Origin of the sequence: Mycoplasma hafezii (assembly GCF_049942695.1) — a bacterium.
Taxonomy (GTDB): Bacteria; Bacillota_I; Bacilli_A; order Mycoplasmatales; family Metamycoplasmataceae; genus Mycoplasmopsis; species Mycoplasmopsis hafezii.
Genome location: NZ_CP187940.1, coordinates 305577 through 327670 on the forward strand (window position 1 = coordinate 305577; position 22094 = coordinate 327670).

Genomic DNA, 22094 nt, shown 5'->3' on the forward strand with positions numbered 1-22094 from the left:
TAATTTTTTAGCATTAGCAGAATTGAGGTTATTTTGTGAAATAATAGTTTGCTTAAATTTAAAAATTGATGAACTGATTTTTGAGCTCACAAAGACTTATTTAGGAAGTTTATTTACACAACAGTTTTATTAACATTGTTTGTTATTGGTACTACAATAACTTTACCTTTTGTTAAAGTTTATACCAATTCAATTGATAATAACTCTTTTGTAAGTACACTTAACTTAATTGGTGGTGGAGGTTTAAGACAATTCTCTATTTTTGCATTAGGAATTAGTCCATTTATTAACGCTTCACTTATTATGATGATCTTACAAACTAAGATTTTTCCACCAGTTTATAAATTAAGTCAAGCAGGGCCACAAGGAAGAAAAAAGATTAATGTTATAACTAGATGTTTAACATTAGTAATTGCGTTTCCGCAAGCAATCTTTTTAACAAAAGGTTTAGCTGCTGGAGATAATCCATTCATTAGAATTATTGGAAATGAATATCTTTCAGCTAACTTTTTAGCTTACTTTTTACTTCCATTAATGTTGATTAGTGCTTCATTATTTGCACTTTTCATTTCAGAAGAAATTACATCAAAAGGTGTGGGAAACGGAACCAGTTTAATTATTTTTGTCGGAATTGCTGCACGTATTCCATTCCAATTCCAAACAGCATATACAACTTATGTTGCAGGAGCTAATACAAACGGAACAGCTGTTGGGATTATTAATTTCGTTACTTATCTTTTAGTTTATCTAATTGTTTTAATGGTTGTTGCGATTGTTTATGTCGCTGAAAGACATATACCAATTCAACAAGTTGGGGCTGGACGTTCTAAATCAGTTAAAGAAATTGGAAAATTACCAATTAAACTGAATCCAGCTGGAATTATGCCGATTATTTTTGCAATGATGGTACTTTCATTCCCAGGAATGATTGCAAACATTTTGCCTAATACATCAGGTGCAAAACAATGAATTAATCATAATTTACAATTTACTCAACCATTAGGTTTTGCTCTTTTAATTATTATCATTTTCTTTTTCTCATTAATTATGGGTATTCAACAATCTAAGGTTGATAAAATTGCTGAAGACTTTGCGAAAAACTCAACATTCATTCCAGGAGTTCGTCCTGGTGAAGAAACTCAAGACTACTTAATTGCTGTAGTATTCCGTTTAAGTGTGTTTTCATCAATTTATTTATTAATTTTAGGAAGTATGCAATTTGTTGAAATTATGACTGGAATTTTAAACCCGGCTATTGCGTTTGGTGGAACATCAATAATGATTTTAGTTTCTACATCAATCGAAACAATTAGCCAAATTCAAGCACGTAGAAAATCTAATAAATTAGCAAAAGCTAAACGGCTAACAACTCAAAACCTCGAAGCTGGTAATCTAGAAGAAAACGAAGGGTTATTATGATAAACAAAAATATTATTTTCATGGGAATGCCTGGAGCTGGTAAGGGAACAGTTGCAAGCATCATCAAAGAACAAGGTAATTTAAAACACCTTTCAACTGGTGAAGTATTTAGAAACGAAATTAAAAATCAAACAGAATTAGGTAAAAAAGTTCAAGAATTCGTTACAACAGGTGGATATGTTCCTGATGAAATTACTAACCAAATCGTTGCAAACGCAATTGATAAAATGGTTGCAGAAAAACAAAGATTTATTTTAGATGGTTATCCTAGAACTTTAGCACAAGTAGAATTTTTAGCAGATAAATATGGAGATAAATTTATCGCTATTGAATTAAAAGTATCTGAAAAAGAAGTTTTAGAACGTCTTGGTGGACGTAGAATGTGTCCAACTTGTCAAGCTGGTTACCACGTTAAATTTAAACAACCTAAACAAGAAGGTGTTTGTGATAACGATGGTACACAACTTTTAGTCAGAGCAGATGATGAAGCTGCTAAAATTGTGAAACGTTTAGAAATTTACAAAAAAGAAACTGAACCACTTTTAAACTTCTACCAAAAAGCAGGAAATTTATTTATTGTAGATGCTACAGATACACCTGAAAACGTTGCTAAAAAAGTTTTAGAAATTATTAATAATAATTAATAAAAAGTGTTAAAATGTAAGTACTTTAAGAATGCTTGCATTTTTTATTTTCTTAATTTGTTTATTCGAGGTATTTTATGATTAAGATTAAAGACAAATCAGCAATTGAAAAAATTACTAGAAGTTGTCAAATCTTGGCAGAAGTCAAGGCAGTGCTTTGAGACTTTGTAAGACCAGGGGTTTCTTTAAAAGAACTTGATCAATTAGCTTTTAAAGAAATAACAAAAAGAGGTGCAGAACCAGCCTTTTTAGGTTTATACGGTTTTCCAGCAACAGCTTGTATCTCTGTTAATGAACAATTGATCCACGGAATCCCTTCTGATTATGTAATTCAAGAAGGCGATTTAGTCAGCATTGATTTAGGATGTAAATATCAAGGATACAACTCTGATAGTGCTTTCACAAAAGGAGTTGGTAAAATCAGTGCAACCGACCAAAAAATCATTGATGTTGCAAAAGGTTCATTTGAAGCAGGTTTAGCAGCAATTAAAAAAGGTGCTAGAGTTGGTGATGTATCTTATGCAATTGGTCAATATATCAAGAAACATAACCTATACACACCTGATGAATTCTGTGGTCATGGGATAGGGCTTCAATTACACGAAGATCCAAACGTAATGAATGATGGTAAAAAAGGAACCGGCCCATTACTCAAAGACGGTATGGTGATTTGTATTGAACCTATGATTACTCAATCTCCAGGTATTAAAATTTTAAAAGATGGTTGAACAGTAGTTTCTCGTGATGGTAAGAATACCGCACATTATGAACATACTGTGTTAATCAAAAATGGTAGAGGTGTTGTTTTAACGAAAGGAATTTAATTTGGCAAAAGATGCTATTAAATTAAAAGCAACCGTTAAAGAGATTCATTCAACAGATTTATATTCTGTAGAACTTGAAAACGGAATGATTATTAAAGCTCACATTTCAGGTAAGATGAGAGTGAACCACATTCGTATTCTTCCTGGTGATGTTGTGGATGTGGAAATGAGTCCTTACGATTTAAACCAAGGACGTATTGTCTACAGACATAAATAAAAAGGAGAAACTATGAAAGTTAGAGCTAGTGTTAAAAAAATGTGTAAAGACTGCAAAATTATTAAAAGAAAAGGAGTTATCCGTGTAATTTGTGCTTTACCAAAACACAAACAAAGACAAGGATAATTTAGAAAGGAAATTATATGGCACGTATTTTAAACGTAGAAATCCCAAATGATAAACGTGTAGTTATTTCTCTTACATACATTTACGGTATTGGGAAATCAACAGCACAAGAAATTCTTAAAAAAGCAAACGTAGATGAAAATGCTCGTGTTAAAAATCTTTCAGAAGACGAATTATCAAGAATTCGTGAAGTTGCTAAAGATTACATGACAGAAGGTGACTTACGTAGAGAAGTTACATTAAACATCAAACGTTTAATGGAAATTAAATGTTACCGTGGAATTAGACACCGTAAAGGATTACCTGTACGTGGTCAATCAACTCAAAAGAATGCTCGTACACGTAAAGGTCCAAGAAAAACTGTAGCAGGAAAGAAAGGTAAATAATAATGGCACGTAAATCAAAGAAAAAGAACATTACAAGTGGTGTTGCACACATCCACTCAACTAACCAAAACACAATTGTTACCTTTGCTGATGAAAACGGAAATGTAATCGCTTGAAGTTCTGCTGGAGCTATCGGATACAAAGGAACTAAGAAAAAAACTCCTTACGCTGCTGGACTTGCTGCTCAAGCTGCTGCTGAAGCTGCTAAAGAACAAGGAATTAAAACAGTTAAGGTTGAATTAAAAGGTCTTGGAGCAGGTAAAGATGCTGCAAGAAAACAAATCGAAGTTTCAGGAATCACAGTTACAGAAATTAAAGATGTTACACCAGTTCCACACAACGGAACAAGACCTCCAAAACGTATCTTAAAACGTGAACGTATGAAAAAATAATTTTAGTTCGTAATTGAAAGAAGGTATCAAAATGGAAAAAATGAAACAATTAGTTTACTTAGAAAAACCTGAGATTAAACAAGTTGGAGAATATGAAACAACTTTCGTTCTTCAAGGACTTGAAAGAGGATTTGGTAACACATTAGGTGTTGCTCTTAGAAGAGTTTTACTTTCAAGTATTACATCTCTTGCTCCATTTGCTGTTAGAATTGAAGGTGTTGAACACGAATTCCAAACAATTAAAGATGTAGTAGAAGATGTTCCAAGTTTAATTATGAATCTTAGAAAAGTTCGTTTCTTATACAATCCAGAAACAATTTCTGATTCAGATATTATTAAAGTTACTTTAACTTCTGATGAAAAAGGAAAAATTATTTCTAGAGATTTAGAAGTTAAAAATCACGCTGGTATTGAAGTTATCGATCACAACTTACACATTGCTGAAGTTATGACAGAAGGCGCTTTAAAATTAGAATTATTCTTACGTCCAGGTCGTGGATTTATGTCATTTGAAGAAAACAAAGCTTTCTTAAACAAAAAAGAAGCAGAACTTGAATCAGACATTAAAAGAGGTAAATTTATCGCTGTTGATTCAAACTTCTCACCAATTGATAAAGTATTTTACAATGTAACAGAACTTAACTCATCATCAACAAAAATTGAAGAAGCTTTAGAATTCACAATTAAAACAGATGGTACAGTTAAAGCTAAAGATGCAATTAAAACAGCTAGCGAAATCTTAATTGCTCACTTACAAGTAATTGGTGATGTAGATCAAATGACTAAAATCGACTTATTCGAAGAAGAAGTTTCGGAAGCAGAAAACAAAGACGAAGACGATATTGATATTACACAACTTAACTTATCAGTTCGTTCACTTAACGCTCTTAAGAGAATTAAGAAAACAAAACTTAGTCAAATTGCTTCTATGAAATACGAAGAACTTGAACAAACTAAGAATCTAGGTAAAAAATCAATTCAAGAAATTGTTGACAAACTTAAAGAACACGGTTACGAATTAAAAGAAGGAGATGAATAGTATGGCAAACCCAACTCAAATTTACTCACGTGATACAAAATGAAGAAATGGTGTAATGCGTTCATTAGTAAGTGAATTATTTGCTAATGGAAGAATTGTAACAACTGTAACAAGAGCAAAAGAAGTTAGAAGACACGCAGAAAAAATGATTACAAAAGCTAAAAACCCAACTTTAGCAAACAGAAGAATTGTTGCTGGATACTTACGTCCAATCAACGCTAAAAACGGTGATGATGTTTTAAAATATTTATTTGCAGAAATCGCACCTAAATATCAAGACAGAAACGGTGGATACACAAGAATCATTAAATTACCTAAACGTTTAGGTGATAGCACACGTATGGCAATTATTGAATTAGTTTAATCACATAATTTTCGCTTTAATAATTAAATTCAAAAATATCAGTTTAATGCTGATATTTTTTATTGTTCATTTTTAGTAAAATATTATTAAAAGGATATTTATAAAATATGAAACTTAAAAGATGAATTTGATCACTTGTGATTGCTGTACCAATTATTGGTGCAGCTACAGGTGCGATTGTTGTAACTCAAATAAAACATAGTGAAACCAAACAAGACGTCACTAGTTATGAAGTAGAATGAGTTTATGACGGAGATACGATAAAATTAACCGATGGTAAGAAAGTCCGTTTTAGAGGTGTTGATACGCCAGAAACGTTAAAACCGTCAACAGTCGGTAAACTTGCTAAATATGAGAACTACTACGCTGAAAAAGCAACAGAGTATGTTTATGATGTAATTAAAAAGAATAAAAATCGTGTATATTTAGATATTACAGGTGAAGATAAATACGGAAGACTAGTAGCGATTGTTTACTTAGATAAAGCAAAAAACTTAAAAGATAGCATTAATAATTTACTTGTTGAACATGGATTTGCTCGTGTTGCATACATTACTGTAAATAACAAACATAGCATATATAATGCTGAAACAGAATTAGAAATAAATTTATATAACATACTAATGAAATCACAACAAGAAGCACAAGCAAAAAAACTTGAAATTTTTTCGCATCCACTAAATGAAGTATTTTACAAAGGGTATTAAAAAATAGACATTGCTGTCTATTTTTTAATTTAATTAGAATTTATTTTCTGGTAGGTATACATAACCATCTATACTTGAAATTTCTGAAATATCAATAAAGGCATCAGGATCGACACTATGTACTTTCTTAATAATACGGATAACTTGTCTAAATAATGTAATTGAGGTAATTACGTTAACATCTGAGTCTTTGTATCCACCTTTTGCTTTAAAGATTGTCATTCCAGTAACAATTCTGTTATCTTCATTAATTAATGATTTAATTTTTTCTCATTGTTGTGAGTAAATTTCAACTCTTACAAGTTTGAATTTAGGATAAAGTTTGTTTAATACGATTATGTAAATAATATTTGTAAGTACGGTTGCAACAAAGTTAGGTGAAAGATATAATTCAAATGTTCAAGCTTTTCTAATTATTTCAACTGCTTGTGTATATGGTGTTCAAACAGCGTTAAATGAGGCTCCATATCCCTTTTCGAAGACAATATCTTGAATTTCAGTAGTCATTGCTAAGAATTTTGAATAATGCATTTCTGATTGATGTTTGGCAAGTTGATATGCTAATGCATATGAGGCATCAGATCTGTTTGCATTGTATAAGTTTTGAATTTCAGTAGATAAATCAAATGATTCTTTATTACTTAAAAAGTCATTAATAATTTGTCCTGCTTGTATTTCTTGTCCGTGTGCTTTAACACGTAAAACATCTTCGATTTGGTATGTTTTAGCATCTTGTAAAAGTAATGAACCTGGGATTCATGATCCGACAGCAACAGAAATAAAGACAATGATAATATTCATATATCCTGAAATTGAACCGAATGATTTTTGCTTTTCGTTAGCATATCATTCACCAATAACTCCAGTAACACCAGCTGTTCCACCGATGATTTGAATAATAGCAAAGATTCAAGCTAATAAATATCCATAAACAATAGCGTAAATCATTAAAGCAATAATATTACCACCATCGCTTCAAAGCAACGGAATAATTCCACTTAATGCTCGTTTAAATTCTGGTAAGACATTTTTTATTTCATTGTTATCAAAATTACCAATTAAGTATACTTGGTTCGCTCCAGGAATAAGTCCAATAGAGAATGATACAAGTGATGAAACAACAAGGAATAATACTGTTAAGTTAGTAAACATTGTTCCAATCTTTTTATATCCAAAAATAAAGATTGGAATACTTAAAATAATATAAAGAACTCAGAACACAAATTGGTCAACAAGGTTTCTCATTGCTTCGGTAATTTGATCTGGTTTAAGCATTGTAACTAAAATTCTGGCTGCAGCTTGACCAAAAGCGGCAAGCCCGAAGTTATAGATACCAACGTTTTTAACGAAAAATACACTAATTACACCAAACACAATTGCTGTGACAATTGTAATTCACACGATTTTTTGTGTAGACATTTTGGTATAAAGTGAACTAAGTTTAAGACCAAAATTTGACATTCTGGTACGTTTATAAACTGTGTTTTTTTTCTCGATTTTCTCGTGGATATCATAACCGCTAAGAGAGTTTTGAATGTCTTCTTTAACTCTTTTTCGATTAAATAAATTAAACATATAACCTTTCGTGTTGATTATTAAAAAATAATAAAGTTTAGCATTAAAAAAATAACAAATTAGCAAGTGCTAATTTCTTACCTTCTTTTTTTATTATATACCTAAAAGATTATGGACCTTAATTTTTTACTATTTTGTGGAAAAATAGCACTTTTGTTCCACATTATTTAGTTATTTCGTTCATTCTGTTTTGTATTTCGGTACGTAAGTCATTAATATCAAAATCTTTAATTTTAAATTCTCTATTTTCATAAACGACTTGACCATTTATTATTGTTGTATAGACGTCAGATTTAGTAGTTGAATAAACTAATGAATTTAAAATATTATTGTTTGGAGTATGATGGATATTATCTAAATCGATAAAAATTAAATCTGCTAAATATCCAGCTTTAATTTTTCCGAGTTGTTTCTCCATTCCTAATGATTTAGCAGCATTTGTGGTTGCTAATTTTAATGTTTCGAATGCATTTAGTTCAGTTGGATTAAGTGTGATACCTTTAGCCAAAAGAGAAGTTATTTTAATGGTTTCAAACATATCTAGTGTGTTATTTGAAGCGGCACCATCGGTTCCTAGAGTTACATTAATTCCGTTTTTAATATAACTAGAAATTAGTGCTATTCCAGATGCTAGTTTAAGATTAGAAATCGGATTATGAACTATTGTTGATTTAGTTTTGTTTAAAATCTTTATTTCTTTCTCGCTTAAATATGTTCCGTGAGCAATAATTGTTTTTTCGTTTAATAAACCAAAATGATTCATTCATTCAATTGGAGTATATGAAGTTTCTTTGATGCAGTTATTAATTTCTGATTTACTTTCGTTTAAGTGGATTGTCATTAAAGGATTGTTTAAAATGGTTTGTAGTTCTTTAATTTTGCTAAAAGAATATTCGTTATTTGTATAAACTGCATGTGGAGCTAATATTGGTGTGACTAGATTAGAATTATCAAATCTTTTAAACATTTCAATAACTTGACTAAAACGTTGATCAATTGAATTTTGTGCTAAGCCCATGCCGATAAAACCACGAACATTCATTTCTTCACACATTTTGGCAGTTTCATTAGCAAAGAAATACATATCAATAAATGATGTAGTTCCTGAAGCAATCATCTCAGCAGCACCAAGTTTTGCACCTAAATATATGTCTTTTTCTGTAAATTTGTCTTCGATAGGGAAAATATGATTGAATAATCAATCTTCAAGATTTAAATCATCACTAAAATTTCTCAATAATGTCATTGAAATATGTGTGTGTGAATTAATTAAACCAGGCATAACAAGATTGTGTTTTGCATCTATGGTTTTAGTTGGAATAAAATCATCTAGTTCTTTAGAACCTACATATTTAATTTTGTTATCAGTAATATAAATATTTTGGTTTTCTAGAATTAATGGTTCATCCATAGTTAAAACTCTTGCGTTTTTAATTCAAATTTGATTCATAATACTCCTTTATATATGAAAAAAGCCCATTACGGGCTAAAAGGGTCAATTTCTTGAAATGGTACATCGTACAGGGTTCGAACCTGCGACCCGCTGGTTAAGAGCCAGCTGCTCTACCGACTGAGCTAACGATGCAATATGATTATAAAACTTTTTTTAATGTGTATAAATAAAAAATAAATATTATTAAAAAATACAAAAAACACGAAAATGAATATTTAGAAAATAAAAAAATATAGATTATTTTTTTAAATTTATATAAAAGTTATTATTTTGTATATTTTTTATAATTTTTTGGCTTTTTTACGATTTTTTATAAATATACACAGTTAAGATATTAATTTGTAAAAGAATATAATAATATTGTAGATATGAATGGAGGCATATCAAAGAAAAAATATTACATATATAGGAGGAAAAATGAAACCGAGATTATGGAAAAAAGTATTTTTTGCAAGCTCATTAACATTATTAGCTTCCGCAACTCCGCTTGTTAGTTTATCTACTAGCAATATTATTCATAATGAAGAAAAATCAAACAATGAGTACATACTTAATTCTGAATTAGTAAGAATTAATAGAATTGATTCTACAAATAAACATAAAATATTATTTTATAAGTACATAACTGATTTAAATAATCGAAAAGTAATTTTAGTAGCATTTGATGGTTTATACTCTGTTATTGATTTCCAAAGTTTAATCACTTTAGAAACGATTTGACAAGATATTTCAGAATACGAAAATAACGATAATTTATTTTATGCACCATCATATGGATTAATTGAAAAATTAACTAATTTAAAGTATAAACAATTATTAAATTCTAATATTTTAAATATTGACAAAATTGATGATTTAATTATCAAACTCAATATACCTAATAATTCGTTAGTTAGTGAGATCGAAAAAGTTAGAAGAATTATTCCGAATAACTCAGGATTTATTACATTAGGCAATAAAGACGACAACAAAACAACTGTATATACACCAGTAGAATATGCAGGCATATGAAGAGGAGCAAAAGAAACATTTTATTCCAATCCTAATGTTAGTAATTTATCAGAGCATGCATGGTGATGACTAACAAGAGACTCATATAATAGAGTAGGATATGATGAAGACAGAGCTGATAAGTATCACGGAGCTGAAAAAAGCAAGGGTTGATGTGCTTATATTGCTTTAGCTAATTTACTGCTATATAATGAATTATTTAAATATGATGGATTATTTTCAGATGAAGAATACAAGCGTTTTATTAAAGATGATTATAATCCGGAAAATAAAATTAGATATACATCACCAGTTTTTAAATGAACAAAATATAATGATCACGCAAAAACTGAAGAAGAGAGAAAGACATTTGCTTATTATTTACATGACTTAAATCATAAGCACTATAATTTTTATAATGGAATGACTGCTGAAAAGTTATTATACTTATATGTTGATTTTGCAAAAGGCAAAAAAGCACAAAATAAGTATTTACCTCATTTTAGTACTGAAAAATATTCATCAAGAAAAATGGCTGTTAACTGAATAGTTAATAAAAAATTACCTGTCATTTTATCAATTAGTGATGTTAATACTAGTGAATACTATGAATACAATCACGTTGCGATAGCTTATGGATATGATGAAGAAACAAGTCAATTTTTAATTACAAATTTATGAGGAAGCAAAAAAACTAATGCTTGTTTAATTTCTAGATATTTAGATAATCATAATAATACTTTTTTTGCTTTAGAACCACAAAATTATTCAGATTACTACACTAATACAAAAAAATATTTCAAATATAAAGGTCAAAATTATGACTGAAGACAAATCGAGGATTATATTATTTATGACAAAACAGCTGATTGTTAAAATGAAGAAACCATATTTTTTAATTTTAAATTGATTGATTATTATCTTTTTATTTATAGGTGTTGGTTCATTAATACTTTACTTGATATTATCTTTTACAAAAATTCAATATACTTCAATGTGTCAACCAGGAAGTGATTGTGGAGATGGTGTTAAGACACTTAATTATTCAATGATTGAATGGTTAGAAAAGTGGTTTACATATTTAATTTATGGAATTATTTTATATTTAATCCAAATAGTTTATTATGTATCCAATAAAAACAATTGAGTTTACGCTTTATTTCCTATTTTTAACTATGAAAAATTAAATTTTGACTTTAAAAATGGAAATACTAGAAAAATATTTGTTTGTGCTTATGCAACAATCATTCTAATATTATTTATTTTCTCTATCTTGTTAAATACACGACTTTTCTTTGAAACGCAAAACTATTATCAAATACCTATTTTAATCGCAATGATACTTGTATTTATGTTTTCTTGTACTTTTTTGTATTTAGAATATTCTAAAAACAAAAAAATTAATTAAATTAAATTTTGACTCATTAGTTTTATAACAATTTTGACTGCATTTGATTTATTTCTTCAAGTTTCACAGATAAAAAGCTTCCAAAAAGATTTTTTCCAAAATTAATTACTAATGCAAAACACACTTTAAGAAAAAAAGAAGTGTGTTTTTTTGCATCTGTATTTAAATTAATTTATAATTAAATTAATTATTTAAGGAGAGAAATATGACTAAGAAAGTTAGAACTCGTTACGCTCCTAGTCCTACAGGATACTTACATATCGGTGGTGCTAGAACAGCTTTATTTTGCTACTTATTTGCAAAACATTTTAATGGTGATTTTATTTTCAGACTTGAAGATACTGATGTTAAAAGAAATGTTGAAGGTGGTGAAGCTAGTCAATTAGATAATTTAGCTTGACTAGGTGTTATTCCAGATGAAAGCCCATTTAAACCAAACCCTAGCTGTGGTAAATACCGTCAAAGTGAAAAACTTGATCGTTATAAAGCAGTAGCTCAAGAATTATTAGACAAAGGTTATGCGTATAAAGCTTACGATAATACTGAAGAATTAGAAAAACAAAGAGAAGAATCTGATGCTAAAGGAATTCCAAGCTTTAGATATGATAGAAATTGATTAAAAATCTCAGAGGAAGAAAAGGCACGTAGAGATGCTGCTGGTGAATACTCAATTCGTTTAGTAATGCCTAAAGATGTAACTCTAGAATGAGAAGATTTAGTTCGTGGACATATCGCATATAATTCAAGTGATTTAGGTGATTGGGTTATTTATAAATCTGATGGATACCCTACATATAACCTTGCTGTGGTAGTTGATGACTACGATATGCAAATTTCACACATTCTTCGTGGTGAAGAACACATTGGTAACACACCAAAACAATTAATGATTTATAAATATATGGGTTGAGAAGCTCCTCAATTTGGACACTTAACAATCATCACTAATATGGAAGGTAAGAAATTATCTAAACGTGATGAAAGCTTAAAACAATTTATTGAAGATTATAAAAATGAAGGATACATGCACGAAGGAATTTTTAACTTCTTAGCATTATTAGGATGAACTGCAGCAGATGGTTCAGAAATGATGACAAAAGAAGAATTAATTCAAAAATTCGATCCTGCTCGTTTAAGTAAAAGTCCTTCTAAATTTGACATTGTTAAGATGAATTGATTCTCAAAACAATATCTTAAAAATAAAGATAATGATGAATTAATTGCAATGATGAATCTTGATGAAGGAATGTTCACAGATGAATGATTAAATTTATTTGTTGATACTTTCAAACAAAGTGCTGTGACAATTACAGAACTTAAATCACACTTAAATGAATATATTAATCTTTCATTTGATAAACAAGACTTTGATGAAAAAGATTTATTAACAGTTAAAACATTCAAAAAACACTTATTAGATTTAACTAATAAGGAAGAATTTACAATTGAAAATATTCAAGCTGCAATTAATGCTACACAAGCTGAATTAGGTGTAAAAGGTAAAAATTTATTTATGCCAATTCGTTTAGCAGCAACATGTATTGCACACGGTCCTGAATTAGCAAAAGCAATTTATTTATTCGGAGAAGAAACAATCTTAAAACGTTTGGAGAACTATGACAATTAATTTTAAATCAATTATTAAACAGAATGGTGAATCACAAACTATTGAATTTGCTTCACCAGTAGAAATTTCAAATGAAAATGGTTTTAAAGTATTTAGCTTTACTGAACCAAGTTTAGATGTAGAAAACAGAATTGAACTTTCAGAAAAACAAATTAATATTTTTGCAGGAAGTTCAACAGTTTTCCTTAAAAGAGATGAAAAAACTGAATTTGAATTATCTTTAACATTAGATGATGGAAAAGAATATACATTTAATTTAGTTTCTCACTGATATAAAGCTGATTTTAAAGAACCTAATTACTATGCATTCGAATATACATTAGCTAAAGGATTTGAAGCTGATGATGTAATTGGAACATACGAAATTGAACTTAAAATTACTGAATAATAATTATTAATACACACACTCATTTACTGTTATGGTAAATGAGTTTTTATTTAAAAATGTTCGCATTATTTACAATGCGAACAGAATGTTATTTGTCGAAATTAAATAATTCTTTGAGATAGTATTCAAAACGTTGGTTTTCAAGTTCGATGAGTTTTGGTAGACTATTTAATGAATTTTTGATGAAATTATCTAAAAATGTTAATTTTTGTGCAATGTCTTTTTGAATTGTAATATCTGGTATTGCGATATCTAGTTCTAAAAATTTTTCTTTTTTCAGAGCTTTTGGGATGGCTGTAGGAATAACTAAATAGTGGAAAATATATTCTTGTTTTTCTTTTAAAGCTTAATAAATAGTTATTAAAAATACAACTTTTACAAGTTGCATCTTAATGTTTAACTTTTGCTAAATCAATAACTTTATTGAATTGCTTTTTAATTTTGGTTTGTGCAATATGGTGAGATATAACAATAATTGTTTTATCCATATTTAAAATGTTTTCCGCAATCATTGTACGATTTGCTTCATCTAAATTTGAAATAACTTCATCAAGAATATAAATTTCTTTATCTTGATAAAAGGTGTTTGCTAATTTGATTTTTTGTTGTTCTCCAATTGATAAAGAATTAATATCAAATTTTAAATGCTCTGTGTAATCGATATTTAATTGTTTGCAAAGTGCTTGAATTTTTTCTAAATCAGGATTTTCATCACCTGAAATTACTTTTGCTAGATTATCAAAAGGTAAGAGCTGAGAGTTGACTTCACAATAACCAATATTTTGACTTAAATCTATTTCTGGTGTGATTAAGTGATTGTTAAAGTAAATCTCTCCATTATAATTCATTAAGTTTAATAATGCTTTAGTTAGAGTGCTTTTACCACTTCCTGATTCACCAACAATTAAAACTTTATCATTAGGTATGATGCTGAATTTAAAATCTTTAAAGATGTAGCTATTATTGTTGTAACTAATTGATAAATTATTACTATAAAATGATTCAAAAGTTTCTTTTACTAAGAAATTACTTTGAATTTTACTTGCAAAATAGTTTTTGAGTTTATTACGTAATTTACCCATTTCTTTGAATTTTTTAATCAATGAAATAATAAAGGTAAATTGAATTAAGATTTCATTAAAGTAAAGAATGATGGTTAAAAGAATTGCAAAGTCAATTAAATGAGCTTTGTATAAAGCAAAACCAGCAACAAAGAACGATGCTAATAAACCAAAATCAATTAACTTAGTAAATAAGTCAGCAATACTTTCTGAGTTTTTGATTTTAAAATGGTCTTTATAAATTTTTGCGGTATCTTTTTTAAAGTAGTTATAAAGCATTAGTTTTTTATTACCAAAAATAAAGTTATGAATGCTATCGATTCAAATTGATACTTTTTTAATTCGAGTATCCTCAAGATCCATTTTTTTAACTTGAATTTTTGAGTTATATTGAGCGACAAAAATATTTAAGCTAATTTTTAAAAACACCACAATTCCTAAAATTAATAAAACAATCGGGCTTCCAAAACTTGAGAAGATTATGATTACACCTAAAATATTAACTATTCCATTAACTGCATTTTGCCAAGACATTATTCCTTCGGTTAATTTTTGTCCTTCATTTTCAAGTTTATTTAAAAATTCATCAGGATTAGAGTTAACAAAATAACGAGGGTGTAATTTTGAGATTTTTTCCATAATTTGAACACGCATATTACTAAAAACAGCATATTCTAGTCTAATTAAATATCTTTCCATTAAAGGAAAAATAATGAAGTTTAATAGATTAACTCCTACATAAACGTAAACTCAAGTAAATACATCAGCAAGCTCATGATCAACAGAATGCTTAATTATTTCATTAAAGAAGTTAACAGTAATTCAAATATTTAAAGATTGAATTACAGCGTTTATAATTCATAAAAAGAGGTTAAAGAGAAAAAGACCCATATGTCCTTTTCATAGCAAACTATGCGTTTTCATATAGACCTCCTTCTCTTAATTCATATTGTTTTGTAAAGTATTTTTGATGTTTAACACTCGTGGTATTAGATACTAAAATAAAAGTATAATTGTTGTTTTTTAAGTAATTTAGAATAATTTCGGTGTTATCAACATCAATGTTTGAAAAGCTATCATCAAAAATTAAGAATCTTTTACCAGATAGAATTGCTTGTAAAATTGCTACTCTTTGAGTTTGACCGACTGATAATGGAACCGAATCAAGTGAGACATTACTTTCTAATGTTTCGATAGTTAGATTAAATAATTTAGATAGTTTAATTGCTTCATCATTTTTGGTATCATCACCGAAAGTAATATTTTCTAAAATAGTTCCAGGGTATAAATTTGCATTATTTTTAACTAAATAAAAATCTTTATAAAGATTAGCTTGTTCATTTTTAATATTATTTAAGGCTAAATTATTACGACTTAATTGGTAAGTTGGTAATGTTTCATAACTTCCAATTAGCAACCTTAAGAAAGTGGTTTTTCCGCTTCCGCTCGCTCCTGAAATTAAAATTCTTTGGTTGTTTGCAAAGTTAAAATTAATTTTGCTAAATAATTCTTGATTATCAAATCCAAAATGCTCAATCTTTAAATCAACTCGTTCGATTTGTGTTTCGAAATTAAAATCTTCATCGCTTTCTATTTGATATTCTTTATTACTTTTTGATGATTTTGAGATTGTTTCATTTGCGATTTTGTCAGCATTGTTTAATTCATAGAAATTAATAATAATTACCACTCCTTTATCTGCAAGGTTTTTTGCGGCTAAAAGAATTAATGACAATACCCCTATGCTAAGTTCTTGATAAATAGTTAAGAACATAGTACATAAAATCATTAAAAGGAAAATTGTATAATATGCAAACAAACTTGAAAAAGAAAGTGGAAGACGCATATTAGAAAGCTTTTTAACTTTAGTTTTGGTATATTCCTCGTTTTTGTTTTTGTATCAATTAAAGAGATTTTCAGAATTATTTAATTTATAACTTTTTAAGGCATTTAAAGCAATTAAATCTGTTTTATATGGATTAGATTTCACTTCTTGTAATTGTTTTGCAAATTTATTACTTTGTCTTTTGAAAAACATTGGAACAATGATTGCAACTAGTGCAAGTGGAATAATATAAGTTAAAGCAAGTGGTGCAAAGTAACCTAAAGTTGCAATAATTGCAACTAAAAATACTAAAGTACTAAAAAAGTTAATAAAGGAAATTCCATTAGCAAGGACAATATTTTGCATTGCACCAGTTAAAAGAAATAACTTTTTATCTTTTGAAACATTTAGGATTTTAGAAATATTTTTATCAAGTAATTGACGTTTGAAAAGTTTAAAAGATAAATCCATTTCTAATTTATAGTAAGCATAATTCGTGATGATATTAGTGATAAATGATAAAGCTATCGCAGCAAAAGATGCTGCTAAATAAACAAACAATTTACCATATTGCTGTGAAATTGTTAGTTTAGTGTTTTCTTCTAAGTTCAAAGTTGATAATTGTGTGATTAAATTTTGAAATAAATAAGCGATGATAAAATATAGTACACCTGAGCATACTGAAGCTATTGTGAGAAAAATAAATAATCATGTATATTTTTTAACTTTTCAAGTCTCTTTTTTTGTGTGTTTCTTTTGCATAATGTTCCTCAAAAATGTATTAATAAAATTATAAAAGATTTAAACAATTTCGCTCAATATGATTTATTTATTTATTAGTTAAATAAATTATTTTTTATGTCTAAAATACTGCACTTTTTAACTTTTTACTAAAAAAATATACAGTGATGAATATGGTAAAATATGTGTATGCCTGAATATCCTGAAGTTACAGTTGTTACAAATTCTTTAAGAGAAAGTTTAATTAATCAAAAGATAATTAAAGTAAAAATTAGCTTAGCAAAACTAATTAAAAATATCGACACCAAAGAATTTGAAAGAAACATTATCAATAAACAAATAATTAAAGTGGAAAATATAGGAAAGTTTATTCAAATTACATTAGAAGATGAAACACGAATTATTTCGCATCTTAGAATGTCTGGAAAATTTTATGTCGGTTCATTAAGTGATGAAACACATTTATTGCATCAAAAGCATAACTATGTTTTCTTTTATTTAGATAATCAAAAAATAGTTGCATATAATGATGCACGTCAATTTGGAGGTTTTGAGTTAGTTTTGAATAATGATAAACGTAGTTTATATGAAATTAAAAAATTAGCTAAGCTTCCAAAAGATGTTGATACCTTAAAACTACATCAAAAGCTATTAAAGAAGAATATTAGCATTAAATCGGTTTTATTAGATCAATCACTAGTTTTAGGGATAGGTAATATTTATGCAGATGAAGCTTTATACCAAGCTAAAGTTCATCCAATGACTAAATGTAATTTAGTTACAATAAGCGAGTTAAATAAAATATTAAATGCAGCACAAGAAATAATGGATGCAAGTATTTTAGCTGGTGGAAGTAGTGTTCATACTTACCAATCCGTTAATGATGCAAAGGGTACTTTTCAAGAACAATTGAAAGTTTACGGTAAAGCAAACACTTTATGTCAAAGATGTAAAAATACTAAGCTTATAAAAGTAAGATTAGATTATAAACCAAATGGAAGGGGAACAACTTTTTGTCCACAATGTCAAATAGAAAAAATGAAATAGTTATAGTTGTAGATATGTTAAAAGGTTTTGCTGATTTTGGACCTTTAGCAAGCGAGAATGTAAAAAACATTGTTCCAATAATTAAACAAATTTTAGAAAGTGCTGAAAACAATTTATTTATTTGCGATGCTCACGCTAAAGAAGATTTAGAAATGAATGATTTTCCAATTCATTGTATAAAGGGTTCAAGAGAAGCTGAAGTTGTAGATGAATTGAAAGAATTTGCTCAAAAGTATGTTTATAAAAATACTACGAATGCTTTTTTTGAGCTTAATTTAGATGAATTAAAAAAATTCGACACAATTAAAATTGTTGGATGTTGCACTGATATTTGTGTTTTACAACTGGTTTTAACTTTACAAACATATTTTTATAATCAAAATTTAAAGAATAAAATAATAGTATATAGTGATGCTGTTGCTACATATGATAGTTTAGAGCATAATGCTGCTCAATTTCAAGAGTTTGCTTTATCGCTAATGAAGAACGCAGGAGTTATAGTTAAAAAATGAAAATAGTAGATTTGCATGGATTAGAATCGCAAGAAGCAAGTATTGTGGTGTTCCAATATATCAATGAGTTTAAGAAAAGAAAAATTGATGCCGTAATGTTTATCACAGGTAAGGGTACTGGTATTTTACAAGCGACTGTAGAAAAAATGCTAGAACAAAATAATTTAAACTATGTTTTAGAAAACGATCGAGGTGCATATTATGTATCTCAAGCGACAAATTATGATTACTTTTATAATCAAGACTTTGATGATGATGATAATGAAATTATTGATGAATTAGAAATAGAAGATATTTTTGAAAAGTTTAAAAAATAGGAGATAGTATGAAAAAAAGATTTAAAAAATTGTTATTAACTAGTGGAATTAGTGTTGTAGCTTCACCACTTTTAGTTCTTTCTGCAGGATGCGATAATGATGTAAAACCTGCACCAGAACCAAAACCTGAACCTGCACCAGAACCAAAACCTGAACCTGCACCAGAACCAAAACCTGAACCAGCACCAGAACCAAAACCTGAACCTGCACCAGAACCAAAACCTGAACCTGCACCAGAACCAAAACCTGAACCTGCACCAGAACCAAAACCTGAACCTGCACCAGAACCAAAACCTGAACCTGCACCAGAACCAAAACCTGAACCTGCACCAGAACCAAAACCTGAACCTGCACCAGAACCAAAACCTGAACCTGCACCAGAACCAAAACCTGAACCTGCACCAGAACCAAAACCTGAACCTGCACCAGAACCAAAACCTGAACCTGCACCAGAACCAAAACCTGAACCTGCACCAGAACCAAAACCTGAACCTGCACCAGAACCAGATAACAATAATAAACCTATAGAAAAAAATATTAAAAATGTAACTGTAATCTTTGATAAAGATTTATTAATGCAAAACAAGATAACTGTTGCTCAACTCAAACAACCAGGGTTTGACTATAAAAAATATATTAAAGATATAAGTGTTTTATATTGAGACGGTGATTTTACAACCGAAAAATACCCAAGTAATAATTTACAATTTGCAAGTTTAGAATTAAAAGAAACTAATAAAGGATTAGTAGCAACTGGTTCAATCGCTTCAATTAAAACTGGGAAATTCCTTTTTAGTGGTGAAATTGATTTAAGAGATTATGAATATACAACAAATGATTATCTTGATTATTTAGTTGATCACCAACTTAAAGCAAAAAACTTATCAGAAAATCAATTAAATAGTTATCCTTCAAGTTATTTAGCTAAAAAAGAACAAGGTATTGATTTTGGGTTTTCATTCTTTGAACTTCCTGCAGAATACCAAATGTACGAAAATGAAGCTATTCAATCAGAAACACAATTTTATCCTAACGACCTTGATGGCAGTTTAACTGTTAATATTTCTTTACGTTATTATGATTCAAATTTTGGAAGTAATGTTACATCAAAAAATCTTGTGCATACATTTACTGGATTTCAATCACTACAAAATCTAAATATGTTTATTAGTCATACAGCGGATTTTGCGATGAATCAAGATAAAAGTAAGAAAGTTTTTGATTGATATGCAGCTGCTGAAAATAAAGAAAACTTAATTTTAGATAAACAAAAATTAATGCGTTTAGGACTTGCTGATATGCAAATTATTCGTCCAACTAATGCAACTGATAGTAAGTTTAATTTGAACTTATCTGCAAATTACAATTTAACAGTGGCAGTCGGTCAAGCAAATTACATTTTAAATAAACAAGGTGATAACTTTAATACTGATAATGGATTAGTTGCTAATAAATTCCAAATTCCTTATTTAAACATTAGTTTTAAAGATGCTTCAACTGCACTTTATTCTGAAAATAGAATTGAAATTTTAGTTAATTACACAATTGCTGCCGAAGTTTATAATTCAAATGATTCTAGTTCAACAACTACCAAAGAATTTAGTGGACAAATGAAACTTTACTTTACTAAATAAGAGACTAAAAAATCTTACAAGGAAAATAACTTGTAAGATTTTTTCTATTTATATTTAAGTGATAAACTTTGAATAAAATATCTATTTCTAAGATATTGCATTGGTGAAAAAATACTAAATACCACGAATACATAAATTGGCATAGCAATAAATGATTTTAAGGCAAAAAGCATCATTAATGAAAAGTATCAATCTGCGTTAGTTTCATATTTATCACTTCTAATTTTTCCAACATATTCTGAATATTTAATTCAAGCATATGGACCTCAAATTCAACGTGCGATCACAACTACACAAACAACAATTGTGGTCAGAAAAATAAAATTCATTAAACGATCGGCAAATTTCTTGTGAGCACCACGTTTTTTAAATCAATATAAGGTTGCTAATAAAATAAAAATATTAAATGCAACTATTAAACCAAATAAGACTCAACCAACTACAATAGGTAATGACTTGATTTCAAAAATAACTGAAATTCTAAAAGAATCACCAGTAGTAATAGCTAGTCTATGAATAAATAACACTGTAAATAAAATTAGCACTAATCATAATACTACATTGGAAATAATAAGCATTAGACTCTTTTTCAGTCTAAATAATTCAAACATTAGTGAAGCAAAAATAACCACAAAAATAGGCACAATAGCGTAAACTCAGTATCATAATCCGATATATCCACTAATAATTAAACCTAGTGCATCAGATAAAAATGCTAAAAATGAACCTTTAACATATTTAAATAAATAAGCATAAACAATCGCAAAAATATATTCAAAGTTAATGCTTAGATACTTGAGTGGAGTGTAGCGTTTTAAAACGCTAATTATAATAAATAATGCAAGTAGCATTGAAGCTAAGGTAAGATCTAAAATGCTAACTTTTAAATATTTTTGATAAAAATCAATTCATTTTTTATTTTGAATAATATTCAAATATTCATCAACATCATATAAATCTATTTGATCGATTTTTTCATCTAGTTTTAAATAAGAATTTTTTAAAAAGTTTCTTATAAAAAGTGGATTAAAAAATAAGATTTTGAAATTAAGATGTTTAATTTTTTGTTTAGCACATAATTTGCCTTGTTTTATATTTTTTGTTCAATATTGGTAATCATAATATTTGATGTAACCAATAAAAATAAGACAAATGAAAGCTCAAATAGATAATAGAACTAATTGTGTAATAGTCCCTTTATTAATTTCTCCTTTTTCAGTATATAAATAAAATATTCCTAAGTAAATAGCAAAGCCGATACTTACAAGTGCAAAGACAAAAAAGAATAATTGAGAAAAAAAGGTAAAAAGAGCTTTTTTTTCTAATTTTTTCCTGATTTTGTCTGTTAAATTATATTCATACATTATATTCATTTTTTGATTATAAGCGATTTACTTA

At 28.3% G+C, this 22094-nt stretch carries 23 protein-coding genes and 1 tRNA gene; 18 read left to right on the forward strand and 6 right to left on the reverse strand.

All coding sequences use genetic code 4. The annotated features are described in order from the left end of the window. Positions 1 to 48: 48 nt before the first annotated feature. The 10 genes from secY (at position 49) to ACPYPZ_RS01090 (ending at position 6118) form a co-directional block, all read left to right on the forward strand. Positions 49 to 1422, forward strand: coding sequence for a preprotein translocase subunit SecY (secY, locus tag ACPYPZ_RS01045; protein WP_426461481.1), 1374 nt, complete (start codon positions 49 to 51; stop codon positions 1420 to 1422). After that, a complete protein-coding gene (locus ACPYPZ_RS01050) occupies positions 1416 to 2063 on the forward strand; it encodes an adenylate kinase family protein (protein ID WP_426461482.1) in 648 nt (215 codons plus the stop codon). Before secY ends, ACPYPZ_RS01050 begins: the two co-directional genes overlap by 7 nt. Before the next feature lie 77 nt (positions 2064 to 2140). After that, the gene (gene map, locus ACPYPZ_RS01055; RefSeq protein ID WP_426461483.1) at positions 2141 to 2887 is read left to right on the forward strand and encodes a type I methionyl aminopeptidase; all 747 of its coding nucleotides are present in this window, start codon (positions 2141 to 2143) and stop codon (positions 2885 to 2887) included. A gap of 1 nt (position 2888) precedes the next feature. After that, positions 2889 to 3104, forward strand: a complete 216-nt coding sequence (gene infA, locus ACPYPZ_RS01060; RefSeq protein ID WP_426461484.1) for a translation initiation factor IF-1 — start codon at positions 2889 to 2891, stop codon at positions 3102 to 3104. Positions 3105 to 3116: 12 nt separating this feature from the next. Continuing rightward, positions 3117 to 3230: a 50S ribosomal protein L36 gene (rpmJ, locus tag ACPYPZ_RS01065; RefSeq protein ID WP_027333497.1), complete on the forward strand. Its 114-nt coding sequence runs from the start codon at positions 3117 to 3119 to the stop codon at positions 3228 to 3230. Between the two features lie 17 nt (positions 3231 to 3247). After that, positions 3248 to 3616 carry a 30S ribosomal protein S13 gene (rpsM, locus tag ACPYPZ_RS01070; protein ID WP_426461485.1) on the forward strand — a complete coding sequence of 123 codons (369 nt, stop codon included), beginning with the start codon at positions 3248 to 3250 and terminating at the stop codon, positions 3614 to 3616. Positions 3617 to 3618: 2 nt separating this feature from the next. Then, positions 3619 to 4008 carry a 30S ribosomal protein S11 gene (rpsK, locus tag ACPYPZ_RS01075; RefSeq protein WP_036452879.1) on the forward strand — a complete coding sequence of 130 codons (390 nt, stop codon included), beginning with the start codon at positions 3619 to 3621 and terminating at the stop codon, positions 4006 to 4008. A gap of 40 nt (positions 4009 to 4048) precedes the next feature. Next, the gene (locus tag ACPYPZ_RS01080; protein ID WP_426461486.1) at positions 4049 to 5047 is read left to right on the forward strand and encodes a DNA-directed RNA polymerase subunit alpha; all 999 of its coding nucleotides are present in this window, start codon (positions 4049 to 4051) and stop codon (positions 5045 to 5047) included. 1 nt (position 5048) lies between these two features. Then, the gene (rplQ, locus tag ACPYPZ_RS01085; protein ID WP_426461487.1) at positions 5049 to 5411 is read left to right on the forward strand and encodes a 50S ribosomal protein L17; all 363 of its coding nucleotides are present in this window, start codon (positions 5049 to 5051) and stop codon (positions 5409 to 5411) included. A gap of 107 nt (positions 5412 to 5518) precedes the next feature. Further along, the gene (locus tag ACPYPZ_RS01090; RefSeq protein ID WP_426461488.1) at positions 5519 to 6118 is read left to right on the forward strand and encodes a thermonuclease family protein; all 600 of its coding nucleotides are present in this window, start codon (positions 5519 to 5521) and stop codon (positions 6116 to 6118) included. Between the two features lie 33 nt (positions 6119 to 6151). Here the strand turns inward: ACPYPZ_RS01090 and ACPYPZ_RS01095 are convergent, their stop codons facing one another. The 3 genes from ACPYPZ_RS01095 to ACPYPZ_RS01105 all read right to left on the reverse strand — a co-directional run bounded on the left by ACPYPZ_RS01095 (position 6152) and on the right by ACPYPZ_RS01105 (position 9278). Then, positions 6152 to 7693 carry a YitT family protein gene (locus ACPYPZ_RS01095; protein ID WP_426461489.1) on the reverse strand — a complete coding sequence of 514 codons (1542 nt, stop codon included), beginning with the start codon at positions 7691 to 7693 and terminating at the stop codon, positions 6152 to 6154. A 163-nt stretch (positions 7694 to 7856) separates the two neighbouring features. Then, a complete protein-coding gene (locus ACPYPZ_RS01100; protein WP_426461490.1) occupies positions 7857 to 9143 on the reverse strand; it encodes an amidohydrolase in 1287 nt (428 codons plus the stop codon). A gap of 59 nt (positions 9144 to 9202) precedes the next feature. Continuing rightward, positions 9203 to 9278 (reverse strand) — tRNA-Lys (locus tag ACPYPZ_RS01105). A gap of 285 nt (positions 9279 to 9563) precedes the next feature. Here ACPYPZ_RS01105 and ACPYPZ_RS01110 point away from each other — a divergent pair. From ACPYPZ_RS01110 to ACPYPZ_RS01125, 4 genes are all read left to right on the forward strand, one after another. Continuing rightward, complete coding sequence (locus ACPYPZ_RS01110; RefSeq protein WP_426461491.1) at positions 9564 to 11012, forward strand: putative cysteine peptidase; 1449 nt, start codon at positions 9564 to 9566, stop codon at positions 11010 to 11012. Beyond that, positions 10990 to 11544: a hypothetical protein gene (locus ACPYPZ_RS01115; RefSeq protein ID WP_426461492.1), complete on the forward strand. Its 555-nt coding sequence runs from the start codon at positions 10990 to 10992 to the stop codon at positions 11542 to 11544. Before ACPYPZ_RS01110 ends, ACPYPZ_RS01115 begins: the two co-directional genes overlap by 23 nt. A gap of 205 nt (positions 11545 to 11749) precedes the next feature. Then, positions 11750 to 13171: a glutamate--tRNA ligase gene (gene gltX, locus ACPYPZ_RS01120; protein WP_426461493.1), complete on the forward strand. Its 1422-nt coding sequence runs from the start codon at positions 11750 to 11752 to the stop codon at positions 13169 to 13171. Beyond that, positions 13161 to 13559, forward strand: coding sequence for a hypothetical protein (locus ACPYPZ_RS01125; RefSeq protein WP_426461494.1), 399 nt, complete (start codon positions 13161 to 13163; stop codon positions 13557 to 13559). Before gltX ends, ACPYPZ_RS01125 begins: the two co-directional genes overlap by 11 nt. Before the next feature lie 389 nt (positions 13560 to 13948). Here ACPYPZ_RS01125 and ACPYPZ_RS01130 read toward each other — a convergent pair whose 3' ends face one another. Beyond that, positions 13949 to 15544, reverse strand: coding sequence for an ATP-binding cassette domain-containing protein (locus ACPYPZ_RS01130; protein WP_426461495.1), 1596 nt, complete (start codon positions 15542 to 15544; stop codon positions 13949 to 13951). Further along, positions 15531 to 17207 carry an ATP-binding cassette domain-containing protein gene (locus tag ACPYPZ_RS01135; RefSeq protein ID WP_426461496.1) on the reverse strand — a complete coding sequence of 559 codons (1677 nt, stop codon included), beginning with the start codon at positions 17205 to 17207 and terminating at the stop codon, positions 15531 to 15533. Before ACPYPZ_RS01135 ends, ACPYPZ_RS01130 begins: the two co-directional genes overlap by 14 nt. 168 nt (positions 17208 to 17375) lie before the next feature. On the opposite strand from ACPYPZ_RS01135, the gene mutM reads away from it, so the two are divergent. Genes mutM through ACPYPZ_RS01155 form a run of 4 tightly spaced genes read left to right on the forward strand, consistent with a single transcriptional unit; the run spans position 17376 to position 20696 of the window. After that, positions 17376 to 18233 carry a bifunctional DNA-formamidopyrimidine glycosylase/DNA-(apurinic or apyrimidinic site) lyase gene (gene mutM, locus ACPYPZ_RS01140; protein ID WP_426461497.1) on the forward strand — a complete coding sequence of 286 codons (858 nt, stop codon included), beginning with the start codon at positions 17376 to 17378 and terminating at the stop codon, positions 18231 to 18233. A gap of 14 nt (positions 18234 to 18247) precedes the next feature. Further along, complete coding sequence (locus ACPYPZ_RS01145; protein ID WP_426461498.1) at positions 18248 to 18751, forward strand: cysteine hydrolase family protein; 504 nt, start codon at positions 18248 to 18250, stop codon at positions 18749 to 18751. Then, a complete protein-coding gene (locus tag ACPYPZ_RS01150) occupies positions 18742 to 19062 on the forward strand; it encodes a Smr/MutS family protein (RefSeq protein WP_426461499.1) in 321 nt (106 codons plus the stop codon). Before ACPYPZ_RS01145 ends, ACPYPZ_RS01150 begins: the two co-directional genes overlap by 10 nt. Before the next feature lie 8 nt (positions 19063 to 19070). Continuing rightward, positions 19071 to 20696, forward strand: coding sequence for a hypothetical protein (locus ACPYPZ_RS01155; protein WP_426461500.1), 1626 nt, complete (start codon positions 19071 to 19073; stop codon positions 20694 to 20696). A gap of 44 nt (positions 20697 to 20740) precedes the next feature. Here ACPYPZ_RS01155 and ACPYPZ_RS01160 read toward each other — a convergent pair whose 3' ends face one another. Next, positions 20741 to 22069, reverse strand: coding sequence for a hypothetical protein (locus tag ACPYPZ_RS01160; protein ID WP_426461501.1), 1329 nt, complete (start codon positions 22067 to 22069; stop codon positions 20741 to 20743). Positions 22070 to 22094 lie beyond the last annotated feature (25 nt).